The sequence below is a fragment of the uncultured Clostridium sp. genome (assembly GCF_934754925.1).
Taxonomy (GTDB): Bacteria; Bacillota; Clostridia; order Clostridiales; family Clostridiaceae; genus Clostridium.
This window is the reverse complement of record NZ_CAKVJA010000030.1, coordinates 1-18,519: the sequence shown is the minus strand read 5'-3', so window position 1 is coordinate 18,519 and position 18,519 is coordinate 1. Positions and strand designations below refer to the sequence as shown.

The 18,519-nt window shown below is 27.8% G+C and carries 18 protein-coding genes, 2 tRNA genes and 1 other RNA gene; 6 read left to right on the top strand and 15 right to left on the bottom strand.

Features of this window, described 5'->3' with window-relative positions:
• Positions 1 to 17 precede the first annotated feature (17 nt).
• The 3 genes from recR to dnaX all read right to left on the bottom strand — a co-directional run bounded on the left by recR (position 18) and on the right by dnaX (position 2,770).
• Entirely contained in the window at positions 18 to 614 is a 597-nt protein-coding gene (gene recR, locus Q0G30_RS10070) for a recombination mediator RecR (protein WP_294133810.1), read from the bottom strand.
• A gap of 96 nt (positions 615 to 710) precedes the next feature.
• Positions 711 to 1,055: a YbaB/EbfC family nucleoid-associated protein gene (locus Q0G30_RS10065; protein WP_294389388.1), complete on the bottom strand. Its 345-nt coding sequence runs from the start codon at positions 1,053 to 1,055 to the stop codon at positions 711 to 713.
• A gap of 86 nt (positions 1,056 to 1,141) precedes the next feature.
• Positions 1,142 to 2,770 carry a DNA polymerase III subunit gamma/tau gene (gene dnaX / locus Q0G30_RS10060; RefSeq protein WP_294389385.1) on the bottom strand — a complete coding sequence of 543 codons (1,629 nt, stop codon included), beginning with the start codon at positions 2,768 to 2,770 and terminating at the stop codon, positions 1,142 to 1,144.
• A 425-nt stretch (positions 2,771 to 3,195) separates the two neighbouring features.
• Between dnaX and Q0G30_RS10055 the strand changes: the two genes are divergently transcribed.
• Positions 3,196 to 3,987 (top strand): thymidylate synthase, encoded by a 792-nt coding sequence (locus Q0G30_RS10055; RefSeq protein WP_294389383.1) that lies wholly within the window; start codon positions 3,196 to 3,198, stop codon positions 3,985 to 3,987.
• A complete protein-coding gene (locus Q0G30_RS10050; protein WP_294389381.1) occupies positions 3,987 to 4,478 on the top strand; it encodes a dihydrofolate reductase in 492 nt (163 codons plus the stop codon). Before Q0G30_RS10055 ends, Q0G30_RS10050 begins: the two co-directional genes overlap by 1 nt.
• A 61-nt stretch (positions 4,479 to 4,539) precedes the next feature.
• On the opposite strand, the gene ppcA is transcribed toward Q0G30_RS10050, so the two are convergent.
• The 6 genes from ppcA to Q0G30_RS10020 form a co-directional block, all read right to left on the bottom strand.
• The gene (gene ppcA, locus Q0G30_RS10045) at positions 4,540 to 6,156 is read right to left on the bottom strand and encodes a phosphoenolpyruvate carboxylase (protein WP_294389379.1); all 1,617 of its coding nucleotides are present in this window, start codon (positions 6,154 to 6,156) and stop codon (positions 4,540 to 4,542) included.
• A 415-nt stretch (positions 6,157 to 6,571) separates the two neighbouring features.
• Positions 6,572 to 6,835: signal recognition particle sRNA large type (gene ffs, locus Q0G30_RS10040), an RNA gene on the bottom strand.
• 3 nt (positions 6,836 to 6,838) lie between these two features.
• Positions 6,839 to 6,928: transfer RNA gene (locus tag Q0G30_RS10035), tRNA-Ser, on the bottom strand.
• A gap of 175 nt (positions 6,929 to 7,103) precedes the next feature.
• Positions 7,104 to 7,874 (bottom strand): prolipoprotein diacylglyceryl transferase, encoded by a 771-nt coding sequence (gene lgt / locus Q0G30_RS10030; protein WP_294389377.1) that lies wholly within the window; start codon positions 7,872 to 7,874, stop codon positions 7,104 to 7,106.
• A gap of 27 nt (positions 7,875 to 7,901) precedes the next feature.
• Positions 7,902 to 8,339, bottom strand: a complete 438-nt coding sequence (locus Q0G30_RS10025; RefSeq protein WP_294389375.1) for a nucleoside deaminase — start codon at positions 8,337 to 8,339, stop codon at positions 7,902 to 7,904.
• A gap of 136 nt (positions 8,340 to 8,475) precedes the next feature.
• The gene (locus Q0G30_RS10020; protein WP_294389372.1) at positions 8,476 to 9,720 is read right to left on the bottom strand and encodes a CNNM domain-containing protein; all 1,245 of its coding nucleotides are present in this window, start codon (positions 9,718 to 9,720) and stop codon (positions 8,476 to 8,478) included.
• Between the two features lie 233 nt (positions 9,721 to 9,953).
• Here Q0G30_RS10020 and Q0G30_RS10015 point away from each other — a divergent pair, with 233 nt between their 5' ends.
• Positions 9,954 to 10,850 (top strand): DUF368 domain-containing protein, encoded by an 897-nt coding sequence (locus Q0G30_RS10015; protein WP_294389370.1) that lies wholly within the window; start codon positions 9,954 to 9,956, stop codon positions 10,848 to 10,850.
• 42 nt (positions 10,851 to 10,892) lie between these two features.
• Here Q0G30_RS10015 and Q0G30_RS10010 read toward each other — a convergent pair.
• Together Q0G30_RS10010 and Q0G30_RS10005 are read right to left on the bottom strand one after the other, a co-directional pair.
• A tRNA-Arg gene (locus Q0G30_RS10010) sits at positions 10,893 to 10,967 on the bottom strand.
• Between the two features lie 57 nt (positions 10,968 to 11,024).
• Entirely contained in the window at positions 11,025 to 11,870 is an 846-nt protein-coding gene (locus Q0G30_RS10005) for a staygreen family protein (protein ID WP_294389368.1), read from the bottom strand.
• Between the two features lie 148 nt (positions 11,871 to 12,018).
• On the opposite strand from Q0G30_RS10005, the gene Q0G30_RS10000 reads away from it, so the two are divergent.
• Positions 12,019 to 12,738, top strand: coding sequence for a lysophospholipid acyltransferase family protein (locus Q0G30_RS10000; protein ID WP_294389366.1), 720 nt, complete (start codon positions 12,019 to 12,021; stop codon positions 12,736 to 12,738).
• Positions 12,739 to 13,176: 438 nt separating this feature from the next.
• A complete protein-coding gene (locus Q0G30_RS09995; RefSeq protein ID WP_294389363.1) occupies positions 13,177 to 14,787 on the top strand; it encodes a DEAD/DEAH box helicase in 1,611 nt (536 codons plus the stop codon).
• 23 nt (positions 14,788 to 14,810) lie between these two features.
• On the opposite strand, the gene Q0G30_RS09990 is transcribed toward Q0G30_RS09995, so the two are convergent.
• The 4 genes from Q0G30_RS09990 to Q0G30_RS09975 form a co-directional block, all read right to left on the bottom strand.
• On the bottom strand, positions 14,811 to 15,116 hold the full coding sequence (locus Q0G30_RS09990; RefSeq protein ID WP_294389361.1) for a hypothetical protein: 306 nt from the start codon (positions 15,114 to 15,116) through the stop codon (positions 14,811 to 14,813).
• A gap of 59 nt (positions 15,117 to 15,175) precedes the next feature.
• A complete protein-coding gene (locus Q0G30_RS09985) occupies positions 15,176 to 16,063 on the bottom strand; it encodes a polysaccharide deacetylase family protein (protein WP_294389359.1) in 888 nt (295 codons plus the stop codon).
• A gap of 649 nt (positions 16,064 to 16,712) precedes the next feature.
• The gene (locus Q0G30_RS09980; RefSeq protein ID WP_294389357.1) at positions 16,713 to 16,895 is read right to left on the bottom strand and encodes a hypothetical protein; all 183 of its coding nucleotides are present in this window, start codon (positions 16,893 to 16,895) and stop codon (positions 16,713 to 16,715) included.
• A 163-nt stretch (positions 16,896 to 17,058) separates the two neighbouring features.
• Positions 17,059 to 17,400: a zinc ribbon domain-containing protein YjdM gene (locus tag Q0G30_RS09975; protein WP_294389355.1), complete on the bottom strand. Its 342-nt coding sequence runs from the start codon at positions 17,398 to 17,400 to the stop codon at positions 17,059 to 17,061.
• Between the two features lie 300 nt (positions 17,401 to 17,700).
• Between Q0G30_RS09975 and Q0G30_RS09970 the strand changes: the two genes are divergently transcribed.
• Complete coding sequence (locus Q0G30_RS09970) at positions 17,701 to 18,393, top strand: YjjG family noncanonical pyrimidine nucleotidase (RefSeq protein WP_291657848.1); 693 nt, start codon at positions 17,701 to 17,703, stop codon at positions 18,391 to 18,393.
• The last annotated feature ends 126 nt before the right edge of the window (positions 18,394 to 18,519 follow it).

The window sequence follows — 18,519 nt, the reverse complement described above, 5'->3', positions numbered from 1 at the left end:
TATTTATAAAATAGTTTTTAAATTTCTTTTCTACCTTCAAGAGCTTTTGAAAGCGTTACTTCATCAGCATATTCTAAGTCACCACCAACAGGTAAGCCAGATGCTATTCTTGTAACCTTTACTTCTAATGGCTTAAGTATCCTTGATATATACATTGCTGTTGCTTCACCTTCAACATTTGGGTTAGTTGCAATTATAACTTCCTTAATATCTGCACTCATTCTTGCAACAAGCTCTCTTATTTTAATATCTTGAGGCCCTCTTCCTTGCATTGGAGAAAGATTTCCATGTAAAACATGATATACCCCATTAAACTCTTTAACCTTCTCCATTGTCATGATATCTTTAGGCTGCTCTACTACACAAATAACATTTTTATCTCTATTTGGATTACCACATATTGCACATGGATCTTTATCAGTAAAATTTCCACATACAGAACAATACTTTATAGTTCCCCTAGCCTTTACTAATGCAGTAGCAAACTCCTTAACTTCTTCTTCAGGCAAATTTAAAATATGCAATGTAAGTCTTTGTGCTGTCTTTTGACCAATGCTTGGCAATTTTGCAAATTCTTCAATTAATTTTTCTATAGCCACTGGATAAAAATCCATAATTACACCACTTTCTATCATTTTTTTAGTAAAAAAGTATTACTTTACAGTAATTTTTAAAAAATGAAGGACTGTTTAAAAAAACAGCCCTACGTCCTAAAACATTCCTGGTATATTTAAACCACCAGTTAATTTACCCATTTTATTTGAAGTTTCTTCATCAGCTTTCTTTAATGCTTCATTAACTGCACTTAGCACTAAATCTTCTAACATTTCAACATCATCTGGATCTACTACTTCTTCTTTTATATTTATAGCTAAAACTTCTTTCTTTCCGTTAACCTTAACTAAAACAGCACCACCACCAACTGATGCTTCAAATTCCTTAGCCTCAAGCTCTTTTTGTGCTTGTTCCATATCCTTTTGAAGCTTTTGAGCTTGCTTCATTAAGTTATTTATATTTCCTCCCCCGAAACCTCCTGGGAATCCACCTCTTGCCATAAAATATCCTCCTTTAAATAACTAAATCTATTTTTTATTATATAGTATTTTTTTAATATTTACTAGAATAAAGTAACCACATACTATTATTCATCTATAAAATCAATTAAATCATCACCTAGTGTATCTCTTAAAATATCCTCTGTACTTTTGCCTCTATTATCATCAGATTGAACTACAAAGTTTACCTTAACCTTTTCTCTAAATATTTCAAAGAAAACGTCATTTATAATATCTCTATTTTTAGCTTCACTTAATCTATTTTTAGCAAATTCATTTTGATTATCAAATTCTACAGTAATTATGCCATTAGAACAATCTACTGGTTTTCCTATCATAATTAAAGAACTTATTATCATTTCTCTTCTAGCTTTAAATCTTTCTATTATATCTTTCCAAGATTTTTTTACATCATTTATAGTAATCTTAGAGTCTGGATTAACTCCAACATTTACTTCATTACTATATTGTTCTTTAACTACCTTATTGCCAGGCATAGCATTAGTTGTCTTAATATTATTTATTTGTGCAACTTCTTTTGATGCAGTAGCAACCTTAATACTACCATTTCTTAAACTTTCCTCTAACTTATTCAATCTAGTTAACATTACTTCATTTGAAGTATCATACTCTATTTTACACATTTTAATAACAGCTAATTCACAATATAATCTTGCTTGCTTGCTTAGCTTAGCATTATTTTCTGCCTCTTGAAGTATTCTTATACATCTCATTATCTCTTCTGCTCTCAAACGTGAACCTTGTTCTTTAATTAAAGCAATATTTTCTTCCGACATATCTAGTACTTCTTCTGGATTATTAGTAACCTTAACCATAAGTAAATTTCTATAATGAGCAATTAAATCCTTTATAAATAAATATATGTCTTTTCCTGAATATATTACATCTTCTATAATCTCTATACTTTTTTCTACACTTCTTTGAATTACTGAATTAACCAAATTAAATAGATGCTCATTAGTAACTAATCCTAACATACTTACTACAGTATTATAATCAACATTTCCATTTCCCATAGAAATAGCCTGATCTAATATACTTAATGAATCTCTCATTGCACCATCTGAAACTCTAGCAATTAAATTTAAACTTCTTTCATCAGCTAAAACATTTTGTTCCTTTACTATTTTTCTAAGTCTTGCTGTTATTTCACTATTATTTATTCTTTTAAAATCAAATCTTTGACACCTTGAAAGAATCGTAATAGGTAACTTTTGTGGATCTGTTGTTGCTAAAATAAATATTACATTGTTAGGTGGTTCTTCTAACGTTTTTAGAAAAGCATTAACTGCACCTGCTGATAACATATGAACCTCATCCATTATGTAAACTTTATATCTTGCTTCCTGTGGTGGGTATTTAACATCATCAATTATATCTCTAATTTTATCAACTCCATTATTTGAAGCTGCATCTAATTCTGTAACATCTATAGCTAAACCTTCATTTATTTTTCTGCACATTTCGCATTTATTACAAGGTTCTCCATCTCTTAAATCAAGACAATTGAGTGCCTTTGCAAATACTTTTGCTGTAGAAGTTTTTCCTGTTCCTCTAGTTCCACAAAAAAGATACGCATGAGCAATTCTATTATTTAAAATTTGATTTTTTAGGGTTGTTGTAATATGTTCTTGACCTACAACATCATTAAATGTTCTTGGTCTCCATTCTCTATATAAAGCCGTATATGACACTATACTCACCTCTCTTTTGCGTAGTATTTATTTTTTATTATACCCAAATTCTATTAATAGTTAAAGATTTTTCCCCCTTTATTACACCATACTATATACGTATTATTTATAAAAAAACTCATATACTAACATGAATAAACATAGAATTCATCATTCTGCATATTTATTCAAGTTTTATACATATTTCTTATTTCACACTTTTATCACGTATATTTATTTATTTTTTATTGTTATTTTTTTAACATTTTATTGTATTTATTTTACATATGTTTGTTATTTATTTAACTACTTTCGATACTTTTCTACCTTTTTATATTTAATATTATTTTTTTATATAAATTTCTTTATTTTTCACATAAGAATTTTGTAGTATAATGGGGATTTTATAGTAAAATAGATTATATATACTTTTAGGAGGTGTTTAGATGAGTCTATATGACAAAAAATACTTAAGTATAGTAGAAGATATTTTAAATAACGGCTACTACGATAATAATAGAACTGGTATGCCAACATATAAGTTACCTCATCAAGTAATGCAGTTTAATTTAGAAAAGGAATTTCCTATTCTAACAACTAAATTTGTAGCATTTAAAACTGCTGTAAAAGAAATGTTATGGATTTATAAAGATCAATCTAATGACGTAACTAAGTTACAAGAGCAAAACGTTCATATTTGGGATGAATGGGTTGATGAAAATAATACTATTGGTAGGGGCTACGGCTATCAGATAGCTAAATTCAATCAAGTTGATAAGCTTATTGAGACATTAAAAACAAACCCTCAGGATAGAAGAATGCTTATGACTATGTGGAATATAGAAGATCTACCTCATATGACTCTTCAACCATGTTGTTTCATGACCATGTGGGATGTTACTGATGGTAGATTAAACTGTATGCTTGTACAACGTAGCGGAGATATACCACTAGGTGTACCTTTTAATACATCACAATATGCAGTGCTAGTTCATTTAATTGCTCAAGTAACAGGACTTAAACCTGGTTTATTTACTCATGTAATTAATAATGCACATATATATGAAAACCAAGTAGAAGGGATGAAACTTCAACTAACTAGAGCTAACGATGAGTATGAGGCTCCTAAGCTTTGGATTAATCCTGAAATAACTAACTTCTATGACTTTACAGCAGATGATATTAAACTTATAGATTATAAATATCATCCAGCAATAAAAATGGAGGTATCCGTTTAATGCTTTCTATTATAGTGGCTGTAGCAGAAAATAATATTATCGGTGGAGATAATAAGCTTTTATGGCATATACCTGAAGACTTAAAAAGATTCAAAGCAATTACTTCAGACCATACAATTATAATGGGTAGAAAAACTTTCGAATCTTTACCTGGTGTCTTACCCAATAGAAAACATGTTATAATCACAAGAGATAAGAACTATACTATGGATAACGAAAATGTAGAAGTTATCCACAGTTTGTCTGAAGTTATCAACAAATATAAAAACTCATCTGAGACCGCATTTATTATAGGTGGAGGCGAAATTTACGCACAACTTATCCACAATGTGGATAAGTTGTTTTTAACAAAAGTTTTTAAATCTTTTGATGGAGATACAAGTTTTCCACAGATAGATTTTGATGAGTTTGCTGTGGATTTTGAATCAGAAATATTTACTTGTGAAAAGAATGGATTGAAATATCAATTTATTGATTTAGTAAAAAAATAATATATTTAACAAAAAACAAAAAAGTCGGCTAAGCCGACTTTTCTTTATTTAATTATTAATTTTATCCAATACTTCCTCTGACCTTACCCATTCTAATAATCCATTCATTTAAAATCTTTAACTCTTCAGTCTTACTTTCAATTATATCTAACTCTAAGCCTATTAAATGCATTATTATTGGTCTTGTAGTCTTTAATAAAGTATGATAGAACTCATTATCATTTATAAACTCATAGTCTAATCCTAAATCTAATATTTCATTAACATACTTCATATCTTCTTTATATTCTTGTCTTGCAGTTTCATCTATTATTTTCTTACTAACTCCAGCATTTGCAAATCTAGCTGCAAACCCTAAGTCTTCTCTTAACATAGGATAGAATTCCAATAATTTATCTATTCCTTCTTGTCCAAACTTATCTTTTATTTCTTTAAGACCTCTACCCATGCCCAAAAGCTCTGGTGGCATACCTAATGTATACATAGCTCCAGTAAATGATATCGCTCTTGGTACAGCATATTCAACAGAATTATCTATGCTTAATATTTCTTTCCTTAACTCTTCATTACTTACTAAGTTTGCTATATTGTCAAGATTAGCAACTTCCCTATTATATTCTAATCCAGTTTTAGCTTTAGTTAATCTATCTCTATTCTTCGGAATAAAGTCAGATACAAATGAAACAGTATTTATTACCTTTAAGAACGTCGTTAAATAGTGTTTAGATAATATTCCTATAAACTCCTTCATTAACTCTATATCCTCTTCTGAGAAGTTTCTAGGTTCATACATATCAACCTTTTCCTTAAGTTCTCTAGCAGCTTGTTTTGTTTCTTCTTCCCCATGATCATATCTTAACGCTGATTGGAAAGTAAATGTCTTTACTCCTGCATAAGTTTGTAATATTTTATCTATATTTCTACCTGTAAAATGTCCTCTGAACGGAAGTGACCCACATCCTAATATAGGAGCTACCTCTACCCCATGTTCTTTTCCCCATTTATAAGCTTTATCTATAGCCATAACAACAGAAAGTACTCCTGATATTAATCCATAAGACATAGCTGTATCAGAACGTGCTATCATAAACCTTAAATAATCTATATTATGACCCTTTTTTTCTGATATATGATAAAATTCATCTAATATCTTATCAACATTAACTAATGCTGGAACATCTTCTACTAAAGGAATTATTCTTACACTATTTTCTTCAAATTTCACTGGATAATTTTTATTTCCTAGTTCTATAACAGAATTAACTCTATCTTGGAACTCTGAAATTTCTTGCCCTGTCTCAACCATTGGAACTACAACTTCTCTAATGGCTTGTATACCCGTTAGATGATATGCTTGTGCATTTGTTTCTACTATAGACATTATACTCATTAACTGTCTAAATACAGATTCTTTATTTGCATTTGGTATTCTTGGTGTTATTCTAACATCCCTTCCAGGAACTATATCATTACCAATTAACCCTAAGGCAACTTGAGATGTTTGATGATATGGAGTTAACTTACCCTCAAAGTCTATCATTATTTCATCTATTCCAAGCCCACCCTTATCTTGAGGTGTTAATCCTTCTATAGCTTCTGCCGGCTCTTGTTGAATTGATATGTATCTTTCTACATTATCTGGATGTTGTGTCATCATTGAATTTGGAAATTTTCTCATTCTAAATAGCCCCCCTTAAAAATTTTGCATTTTATATTTTTATTATATTTCATTTTGATATGTTTTTACAATACTTTTCTATAAAAAATGCAATTTTTTAATTCCTCGACTTGCATTAGTCATACTTATTATTAGTAAATTTATATTGTTGCATATATTTTAAAACCTTCCTTAGATATAACTTTTATCTAAAAAAGGACAGAAAAATAGGGATATTTCTAACGAAATTTCCCTATTTTTCTGTCCTATTGTTTTTTGTCCTATATTGTTAATCCTATTGAAGAGTAACCGTAATTAATAAAATTTTATGATGATAATTAGATTTACTCTATTTTTAATCATCAGTATAATTTAAATAAAAATCATTATAAACATTAAAAAAGCCTTTCTTTCTAAAAGAAAGGATAATTTAAAACCGTGCACCTCACTTCGACAGTAATCTATAAGCGTTACCTATGTAGTTAACTCAGGCAAGATTGATCCACGTCACACGCAGGGGCTGCTTATCGCTGCTTCCTTCCGGACCTGACGAGGTTCACAGTCTTACGTCGCGTGGGACCCGACCCTCAACATCACTTGCATAGGGCAGACCAAACAGATTAAAGCCTAGGTGAGGAATTAAATCCTGCTGTAGCGGATTGCAGGTTACAGGGCACCGCTAACTCCCCATCTAGCACGGCTATGGCGGAGAAAGTGGGATTTGAACCCACGATAGAGTTTCCCCTATACACGCGTTCCAGGCGTGCTCCTTCAACCACTCGGACATCTCTCCATACCGTAAAATAGATAAAAATAATTTATTTTTATTTTATACCTATTATTGATACTTTCTCATTTTAACATAAATATTATTGTAGTTCAATAAAAAGATTTTTTTATAATTTTTCTACTAAATAAATAAAGTGGAAATATCCTCTTTAAAGATTATTCCACTTTATTTTCAGTAATTATATAAACTTTTTCTTACTATTCTTGTTAGATATAAATATTATTATACCTCCAATAACTATCCCAATTAAGCTAATTATTTGTGCTGTTCTTAATCCAAAGAATATTAAACTATCAGTTCTTAATCCTTCTATAAAAAATCTTCCCATGGAATAAAGAACCATATAACTACCTAAAACAACTCCATGTTGATTTTTCTTTTTATAAAGAATAAATATTAATATTCCAAAAACAATTAAATTCCATATAGATTCATATAAGAATGTTGGATGATAATAAGTTCCATTTATAAGCATTCCTTGTTGTATGAAATTTGGAAATTTACTTATAAAAGCTTCTGAAACTGCACCTCCATGCGCTTCTTGATTCATAAAGTTTCCCCATCTACCTATTGCTTGAGCTAATATAACTCCAGGAATTATTACATCAATATATTCAAAGAAATTTATCTTTTTTACTCTAGTAAATATATAGGCAACTAATAATCCCCCAATAAGTCCACCATGTATTGCCATACCACCATTTCTTATATTTATTATATCAATAAATGAATGATAATTCTTATATTCAAAAGCAACATAATATAACCTAGCACCAATTATTGCAAATGGAAAACTCCATAAAAATCCATCTGTAATAATATCAAAATCTAATCCTTTTTTCTTTGCAAGTAAATATGATAAAAAAAATGCTACTAAAACCCCACTTGCAATAATAATTCCATACCATCTTATTGGCATTCCAAAAATTTCAAATGCTACTGGATTCATTTCCTACCTTCTCCCCTTTTGATTTAACTATTTTCTTCTCTCATAAAAGAATTTACTTATTAATTCACTACACTCTTCATTATAACACCAATTTATAGTTACATAGGAATTAAAAATGTCATAATCCAATATATTTAATATAGTTCCACAGGCTCCCATATCTTTATTAAATGTTCCTATATGTAATCTAGATATTCTAGCCTGCGCTATTGCAGAAGCACACATAGAGCAAGGTTCTAATGTCACATACATTTCAGCTCCATTTAACCGCCAATCTCCAATTTTCTTACTAGCCTCTTCAATTGCTAAAATTTCAGCATGTGCTATTGCAGACTTTAGAGTTTCTTTTAGGTTATGTGCTCTAGCTATTATCTTATTATCCTTTACTATAACTGCTCCAATAGGAACTTCACCTTTAGAATAAGCTTTTTTCGCTTCCTCTAAAGCAATCTCCATATAATTCATTGTTTAGTTCTCCCCTTAGCTAGTATGTATATTTAACCTTTTAACTTTTATATAAACTAAAAATGGCAAATGACAAATTATTTTCTATTTTAATATTTGTCACTCACCACTCTTTTTATAATATTTAAAAATTAATTTATGTGTAAATTCTTACTTTTTTTATTCTATTTTTGTCTACTTCTTCTACTACAAACCTAATATTATTTAGATTTACTTCTTCTTTATTATCAGGGAATCTTCCTAATTCACCTATTATTAATCCACCAACAGAATCAAATTCTTCTGACTCCATATTTACTCCAATTAATTCACTTATGTCATCTAATTTTGCACTTCCATCGACAACATATTCATCTTCTTTAATTACCTCTATTTCATTTTCGTAATCATCATATTCATCTTCTATATCACCAAAAACCTCTTCAATTAGGTCTTCTATAGTCACTATTCCAACAGTTCCACCATATTCGTCTAGAACTACACTAATATGATTCCTTGTCTTTTTCATTTCATTAAATAATTCTTTGATTTTCTTAAATTCAAATGTATAATAAGGTTCCCTCATATAGTCAGTTACTTTAAATCCATTCTTATTTTGTCCTGCTATAATTAAGTCCTTAACATATAATATTCCAACTATATCATCTATAGTTTGATTATATACTGGAATTCTTGAAAACTGCTCTGTCTTTATAACATCTAAAACTTCTTCATAAGTTGCATTAGAATCAACTGCTACAATATCAACTCTTTGTACCATAACATCCTTAGCTTGTGCATCTGCAAAATCAAATACATTGAAGATCATTTCTTTTTCCACATCTTCAAGGACACCTTCTTCTTCACTAACACCAACCATTGTTCTTAATTCTTCTTCTGTTATAAATGGCTCGCTGGCCTTTGGATCTCCACCTAATAATCTTATAAAACCACTTGAGATAAAAGTAAATATACCTATAAATGGTTTAAATAATTTTACTATTATGTTTATTGGCTTACTTACCTTTAATGATACCTCTTCTGATTTTTGTTTTGCTATTGATTTTGGAGTTATTTCTCCAAATATAAGTACTAATACAGTCATTACACCTGTTGCTATTCCAACACCGCTCGGTCCAACTAATGAAACAAATAATGTTGTAGCTAATGATGAAGCTAAAATATTAACTATATTATTCCCTATTAATATGGCTCCTAATAATTTATTTGGGTCTTCTGTTAGCTTTTCAACTAATTTAGCTCCTTTTACTCCATCTTCCACCATATGTCTTATTCTTATTTTGCTTAGTGCCATAAGTGCTGTTTCTGACATTGAAAAAAATCCAGACAATACTAGTAAAATTATAAGTACTATTATCTGCCACACTTGACTGGGTTCCAAAAAAATCACACTCCTAGTAATTTAATAAAATATTTTAATATTTATTATATCATACGTTACTAGTATATGATATAATTTACCAATAAATAAACATAAAATTTACATTTATTTTCTGAAAAAATATTTAGTGTTTTTTCTGTATTTATAATATAATTTTTATACAAATATACTAATTATTTTCTATGCTTAGTATATTTATTTTATACTTAACATATTTATTTTGAGGTGATATTGTGTTTATTATTAATTTTATCAGAGGTTTTTTTATGGCACTAGCTGATAGTGTTCCAGGAGTTTCGGGAGGTACTATTGCTTTTATTTTAGGATTTTATGATGATTTTATAGGTTCATTAAACTCATTAACATCTACTAAAAGTAGTAAAGAAGATAAGAAAAAAGCTTTATTTTTCTTAATTAAATTAGCATTTGGATGGGTAATTGGTTTCGTTTTATCTATAAAAGTATTAACATCTATCTTTGAATCACATATTTATAGCATAAGTTCTTTATTCACTGGCTTTATAATAGTTTCTATTCCTTTAATAATGAAACAAGAAAAAGATTCTTTAGTTGGTAAATACAAAAATATTATTTTTACTATAATTGGAGCTTTAATAGTTGTCTTAATTACATTTTTTAATCCATCTGGCTCTACTGGTGGTATGAATCTTTCATTAAGCAATTTAAGCTTTGGACTTGGTTTATTTGTTTTTATAGCTGGAATGATTGCAATTTCTGCTATGGTTTTACCAGGTATATCAGGTTCAACATTATTATTAATATTTGGACTTTATACTGGAATCATAAATTCAATACATGAAGTTTTATCTTTTAACTTTTCTTACCTACCTGTTCTTATAATATTTGGAGTAGGGGTAATCGTAGGGATTTTAAGTACCATAAAATTAATTAAATTCTTATTACTTAAATATAGATCTGCAATAATTTACTTAATCTTAGGCTTAATGATTGGATCAATTTATGCAGTATTTATGGGACCTACAACATTAGAAGTTCCTCAAGCAGCAATGAATCTTTCAAGCTTTGATTGGATATTCTTCATTATTGGTGGAGCTTTAATAATACTATTAGAAAAATCAAAAGACTTTTTAGAAAAAAAGTCTAAATAGAAATAAAAAAGACTTATCAATTTGATAAGTCTTTTTTATTAATGGTACTCCCAACAGGAATCGAACCTGTATCTATCCCTTAGGAGGGGACTATTCTATCCATTGAACTATGAGAGCACGCATTTTAAATTATATATTTATTTTATTACAACATTTAGTATATGTCAAATTTTTCTACCTATTCTTAGGATTTTTAACATTCTTTATTTTTACACCTTTTTCATTAATCAAAAATGTTATTATCATATTATTATAAAAAGGTGGTCTCTTACCAACCTTAAGTCCAACTACTATTTCGTACTCCTCACTACAAGGACCATAAATATTTAATGTCCTTGCATCAATTATTTCTGCTCTCTTTATACAATAGGGAGTACCCTTGCCAAACAAAGTATATATCTCGCTACTTATATACGGCTCTAATATAGTTATCAATGCCATTTCAATAACAGCATCTCTTTTCTTTTTTTTCTCATCAACAGCCTTCATATATCCTGGTGTTTGTACCGGAGGTAACATTGGAAAAGGATTAAACTTATAATTAGGTAATTCATTATTGTATCTATCTAAATCATATTTATAATCTTTTACCTTCCCTAACTCTTCTAAGCTATCATATTCACTAAATTTTGAGTTAAATTTTACTCTAACAGGCGCCTCATATAACTCTTTATTATTTTCAAAAAATAAATTATCTCCATACACTATTGCCATTAATGCTAAGACAATCTCTTGCCTAAATATTTTATCTCTCTTAATAGTATCACTAATATCATCCCCATTATCCACTTCTACTGTAACAAGCAAATAATTTTTATCATCCTTTTCCCAGCTTCCTATAACCTCATCTCTAACATTATAATTAATTTTATCAAAATCATATTTTTTCCCTATCGATAAAAATAACTCACCACTCTCGTCTGAATGAGTTAATGTATACCTTCTTGGTGGTAAGAAATTCTTTATTCCTATTTCATCTTTATAACTTACTTTTAGTTTATCAGGTTGAAATTTAACCACTATTTATACCTCATATAAAAATTTTCTCATTTTTAATATATGCTGCCATAAATATTTTATTAATATTTTATATTTCAAATATATTACTTTTAAAGTATATTTTATAGTATACTTTATTTAGACTTAAGTTTTGAGGAGTGACAAAATAATGATAAGAACTATAATTTGGTTTATATGGTTTGTATTAAGTTTAATAATTAGTACACCATTCATATTTAGAGTTAAATACTTAATTAAAAAAAATAGAATTGAAGAAAGTGAAGCTTTAATATATAAGTGCACTAATATCTGGGCAAATTCATTACTAAAGTTAGCTGGAGTCAAAATTAATGTTCATGGTATAGAAAACATTCCTAAGGATAAAACAGTATTATTCGTAGGTAATCATCAAGGTAACTTTGATATTCCAATATATATTACTCAAATTCCAAAAGTAATAGGTTTTATTTCAAAAATAGAAGTTGAAAAAATACCACTAGTAAGAACTTGGATGAACCTCCTACACTGTGTTTTTATGGATAGAAGTAATATTAGAAAATCAGGAGAAGCAATAATTAAGGGAATTAAAAATCTAAAAGCTGGTCATTCAATTGTAATATTCCCTGAAGGAACTAGAAGTAAGGGAGGTCCAATAAAGGAATTTAAGGCTGGTAGCTTTAAACTAGCTACTAAATCCAAATGTCCTATAATTCCAGTAACTATGGACGGATCATTTAAAATAATGGAACATGGTAAAGGACCTTGGATTAAACCTGCTACTGTTAACCTTTATTTCCATCCAGCAATTGAAACTGCAAATTTAACTAAAGAAGAACAAGATTTATTACCTAAAACTGTTCAAAGTATAATTGCATCAAAAATTTCTTAATATATTTTAAAAGGTGAGCTATTTTTAGCTCACCTTTTTTATCTTTTAATCAATATAGACATATATATTACCCTGAAGGAGTTCCATCATTACAAAAAAATAGAGTATATAGGTCGACCTAACTTCCCACATACTCCATGACACAATAACACAATATTTAAAATTTAAGTAATGACTATTTCCATTGCATATTTTGAACTATTTTTCGCTAATTGTCAATTATATTTTTTTGGTATTTTTAATTTTTTTTTAAATTTGTTAATGAAAACAATACCATTTTGTCTTATTTTGAAAATAAACAAGTATTTCATATTTTACAATAAATACTTAGTGCATTAATTATATTTTTGCTATATACTTAATAAAGTCGATTGATGAGAAATAATTATTTAAATAATTTGAAATAAATAAAAAATATATGAAAAAAGAGGATACTATATGACGAATTTAACATTTAATGATTTAGGCTTAAAGGAAACTTTAGTAAAAGCTATTGATGATTTAGGTTTTACTACTCCATCTCCAATTCAAGCCGAAGCAATCCCAGTTGCCCTTTCAGGTAATGATATTATAGGTCAAGCCCAAACTGGTACAGGAAAAACAGCAGCCTTTGGCCTACCTATGATAAATAATTTAAAAATTAAGGATGCTATAGGCTCAATAATCTTAGCTCCAACAAGAGAATTAGCAATACAAGTTCACGATGAATTAGTAAAATTAACTAAGTACGAAAAATTAAACATCGTTGCTGTATACGGTGGAGCACCAATTCATCTTCAAGCTAGAGATTTAAAAAGAGCTAATATAGTAGTTGGTACTCCAGGTAGAGTTTTAGATCATATAAGAAGAGGGAATTTACCTTTATCTTCAGTAGAATTCTTAGTATTAGATGAAGCTGATGAAATGCTAAACATGGGATTCATTGATGATATGGAAGAAATAATGAAGAGCATTCCAGAAGAAAGACAAACTTTATTATTCTCTGCAACAATGCCACCTCAAATCAAGAAATTATCAAAAAAATATCTAAAAGAAGATGCTCAACATATAGTTATTGCTAGAAAAGAAATGACTGGTTCTACAATAAAGCAAAACTTCTTTGAAGTTAACGGCTCTCAAAGATTAGAAGCTCTTTGTAGACTAATAGATTTTGATAATCCATCAGCAGGTATTATATTCTGCAGAACTAAAAAAGGTGTGGATGATTTAGTTGCTGCAATGCAAGCTAGAGGATACATGGTTGAAGGTATGCATGGAGATATGTCTCAAATTCAAAGAATGAAGACTCTTGCTAAGTTTAAAAACGGTTCATTAAAATTCTTAGTTGCTACAGACGTTGCTGCTAGAGGAATTGATGTTGATGGTGTTACTCACGTATTTAACTATGAGTTACCTCAAGATATTGAATCTTATGTTCACAGAATTGGTAGAACTGGTAGAGCAGGTAGAGAAGGTACTGCTTACAGTATAATTACTCCAAAGGAATTTGGATTCCTTAGACAAATTAAGAATGTAACTAAGGGTAATATCGAAAAAGGAAATATACCTACAGTTCAAGAAATATATAACGCTAAATTTGAATTAATGGCTAATGAGGTTTCATCAATAATAGAAGCAGAAGATTATTCAAGATTCGTAGATGTTGCTACTCAATTAACTGAAAATCATGATTCTGTTAAAGTAATTGCTTCATTACTTCAAAGTCAATTTAAAAATCAATTATCTTTTGATTATTCAAGTGATAAACTTGAAGCTCCTGCATCAAGCAAAGAAAATGACGTTAGATTATTCTTCTCTGCTGGTAGAAGAGATGGCTTAACTATTAAGACATTAATAAACTATATAAAGAATAATGCTAAGGTTGGAGCATCTCAAATAAGAGATATTGATATAATGGAAAATTTTGCATTTGTTAATGTAGATAACACAATTCATAGACAAGTTCTTGAAAAATGTACTGGTGGAAAGATTAACAAAAGAAGAGTTAACGTTGAAGTTTCAACTAATAACAAAAAAAGAAGAAGTAATAATAGAAAAAAATCTAAATAATATAAAAAAAGATAAGGAAGTGATTACTTCCTTATCTTTTTTTTAACACCTTCAATTAAGTATTCTAAATGACTTACATCAAAATTTGATCTCTTTATCATCTTTAATCTTTCTTCTGCTCTTTGTACTGTTTCTAAAGCTTCTGAAAAATCTTTTCCCTTAATAGCACTATTTGCATATTCTATTAAATAGTCTATCTTTAATGCTATTTCCGCTAAATCTTCTCTATTTTCATTAACTAAATCAATTAAAAGCTCATAAACCTTTGGGGATACCTTATTTCTAGAATCCCTTAATAAGTCATTATTTCTACTAGTTATTTTAGCCATTACTTTACCTCCGAAAGTATCATATTTATTAGTTCATTTTATTATATTATAACTTATGTCTAATAAATATACTCAGAAAATATTGAAGCAAAACTTTCTATACTCATTGGATATATTCTAACCCTTTTTAGTTGGTATAAACCATCACCTATAGAACTTATTCCTCCTTGAGTAGTAGTTGCCGCTTTAATACCTAATTCTTTTTCAATTTCAATAGTTTCATCATTATATTTTCCAACAGGGTAACATAAGTAATTTGCATCCGATCCTATATTATTTCTTAGGAAATCTTGCCCCCTCTTAATTGCATCATAGGCATCTTCTCTAGATAACTTATCTAATTCTAAATGATTAGCTGTATGATTTTCTATTGACATTCCAGCTGCCTGCATCTCTTTTAACATATCTGTAGACATATAATATCCGTTATCTACCCCATCAGTTATAACAAAAAACGTAGCTTTTAATCCATGATTTTTTAATGATGGAAAAGCACTAGTATAGTTATCAGAATAACCATCATCAAAGGTTATTACTACTGGTCTCTTAGGCACCTTTCCTGTTTCCATAGCCTCTAAGGCCTCATCTAAGTTCATTGCAGTAAATTCATTTGCTTCTAACCAAGCCATTTGCTCTTCAAACATATTTGGTGGTACTAATAAATTATTATTAGGATCATCATCACTTATAGAATGGTACATAAGAATAGGAATTCTAACTTCCTCTGGGGCAATATTTATGTATTCAATTTCTTTTTCTTCTATTTCATTTACTTCTTCCTTATCTTTTTGTTGATTATCTTCTTGTACATTTTCATTATTATCACTTTGTTGTTCCTCATTATTAGTTAAATCTGTTAACTTATTATTTGCCTCATTTTTTTCACAAGAAACTATTCCCAAAGTCATTAATAACACAAATGATATTATAACTAAAACCTTTTTCATAAACTTTACTCCTTATTTATTTTTATTACTCAAATAATTTTAGCTTATATGATCAATTTTGTAAATTAATTACTTTTTGTTTATTTGAAATATTATCTTTTAAAAATTTCATATTTATATGCTTTTAATAAATATATAAATTATTTTCTACTCTTATATTGAAATATATATTTTTTTGTGTTTTTATATTTAATTTTATTTTAATAATTTATATTTATTTTTTTTATTATTTTTATAATATTTGTCAACAAAAATACTATTTTAATAATACTTTTATTTTATATAAATTCTCTGTGTCTTCGATAAAATATTTTTTAAATTTTAAAAATATTCTGATTTATATGTTAAAAGAATTATTTTTTTAATAATCATTCTTTTACCTTTTTATGGATTATAATTTTTCAAAACTTTTTTATTAAATAGATGGAGCAAAATGTTTTACATATAATTACATGTATAAATTATACTTTTATTCCAATAAAAGTTTTTGTTGTTTTTTGTAAATTATTTTATTTTTTTAATATATTTTGTATATTATTTTTATCTATTAGTACTTTTTTATATCCAACTAAATTTAATTACATATTTAATTTAGATGGAATAAAAAAATACCTAGCTTTTTTACTAGATATTTATTAAATATTATATATTATTTACTTTCTTGTAGTAATTTATTTAATTTATTTTGAACTAACCATAATCTTTTTTGCTTTCTATTAAATGCAACCATTTTATTCTTATTATTTTTACTTTCATCAAGAAGTTTAATATATTTTTCATCTGCTATTTTTAATGCATCTTCAATTACTAAAAGTTCCTCTTTAGTAAACATAAATTATTACCTCCAACTAATCAAATTCTTACTAATTAATTATATCATAAGTTGTATTTATCTAACTTAAATATTTTAAAGGTTTAAACAGTATCTTAAAAGTATTTTTCATAATAAAACAAAAGGAGCTATTAACAATATCTAATAACTCCCTTATTTTATATTATATCTTCTTTACTACTGACGACTTTAATTTCATAGCTCCGAATCCATCAATTTTGCAGTCTATATCATGGCCATCTGTTACATCATATAATAAACGTATATTTTTAACTTTTGTACCTTGCTTTAATGCTGATGAAGCACCTTTTACTTTAAGATCTTTAATTATTGTAACTGTATCACCATCATTTAAAACATTTCCGTTTGCATCTTTTATAATATTTGCTTCTTCTTCAGCTGCTTGACTAGCTGCAGTCCATTCATGACCACATTCTGGACATATTAAAAGATTTCCATCTTCATAAGTATATTCTGAATTACATTTTGGACAATTTGGTAACATAATTTCATTTCCTCCGTTCGCTTTTTAAGTTCTCTTTTTAATAAAAAATATTATTTACTTTCTTGCATTCTTTATACTATCATAGTCTAATAATATTTACAAACTTAGAAACAATGGGATATTATATATGTTACTTTATTATTTTAATAAATTCTTTCAATGCAAAGTCAATTTACTTTTATCTTTTCTTTATTTAATTGTAAAATTGTAATCATTATATTATTATAAAATAAAATCAATATACGATTTTAATGTAAAAAAGCAATTTGAAAGAAATTAATAAATAAAGGGGCATATACCATGAAATACGAAGTTATATTATTTGATGCAGATGAAACATTATATGATTTCAAGAAATCTGAAAGGGAAGCATTTAAAAATACAATGCTTAAATTTAATATAAATTATGATGAAAATTATCACTTAAAAATTTATCAAGAAATAAATATAGCTCTATGGAAAGAGTTTGAACAAGGCCTTATTACACAAGAAGTTTTAAAAATAGAAAGATTTAAAAGATTATCAGATAGGTTAAACATGAATTTTGATGAAAATGTTTTTGCAAATTCATATATAGAAAATTTAGCTTCGGCATCCTTTTTATATGATAATAGTATAGAACTTATAGAAACTCTACATAAATCTTATAGACTTGCTATAGTAACTAACGGCCTTACATCAGTTCAAGACAAAAGAATTAGAAAATCTAGTATAGCAAAATTCTTTGAAACTATAGTAATTTCTGAAGAAGTATCAACGGCAAAGCCAAATCCTAAAATTTTTGAACATACTTTAAAATCTATGAATTTTTTTGATAAAAGCAAAGTTTTAATGATAGGAGATAGTTTAAGTTCTGATATACAAGGTGGAATAAACTTTGGTATAGATACCTGTTGGTACAACCCTAACAAAGTTATAAATGAAACTTCAATAAAACCTACCTATGAGATTTCTAATTTTGATGAACTTAAGCTTTTATTGCTTAATTCATAAAAACATTTATAAATAATAAAAAGATATAGAATTAAATCTAATTCTATATCTTTTTAAGTTTTTTATTATATCTTCTTAACTATAGGAAAGGCTATTTTTGCCTCCATTTTCTTCGAATCACCATAA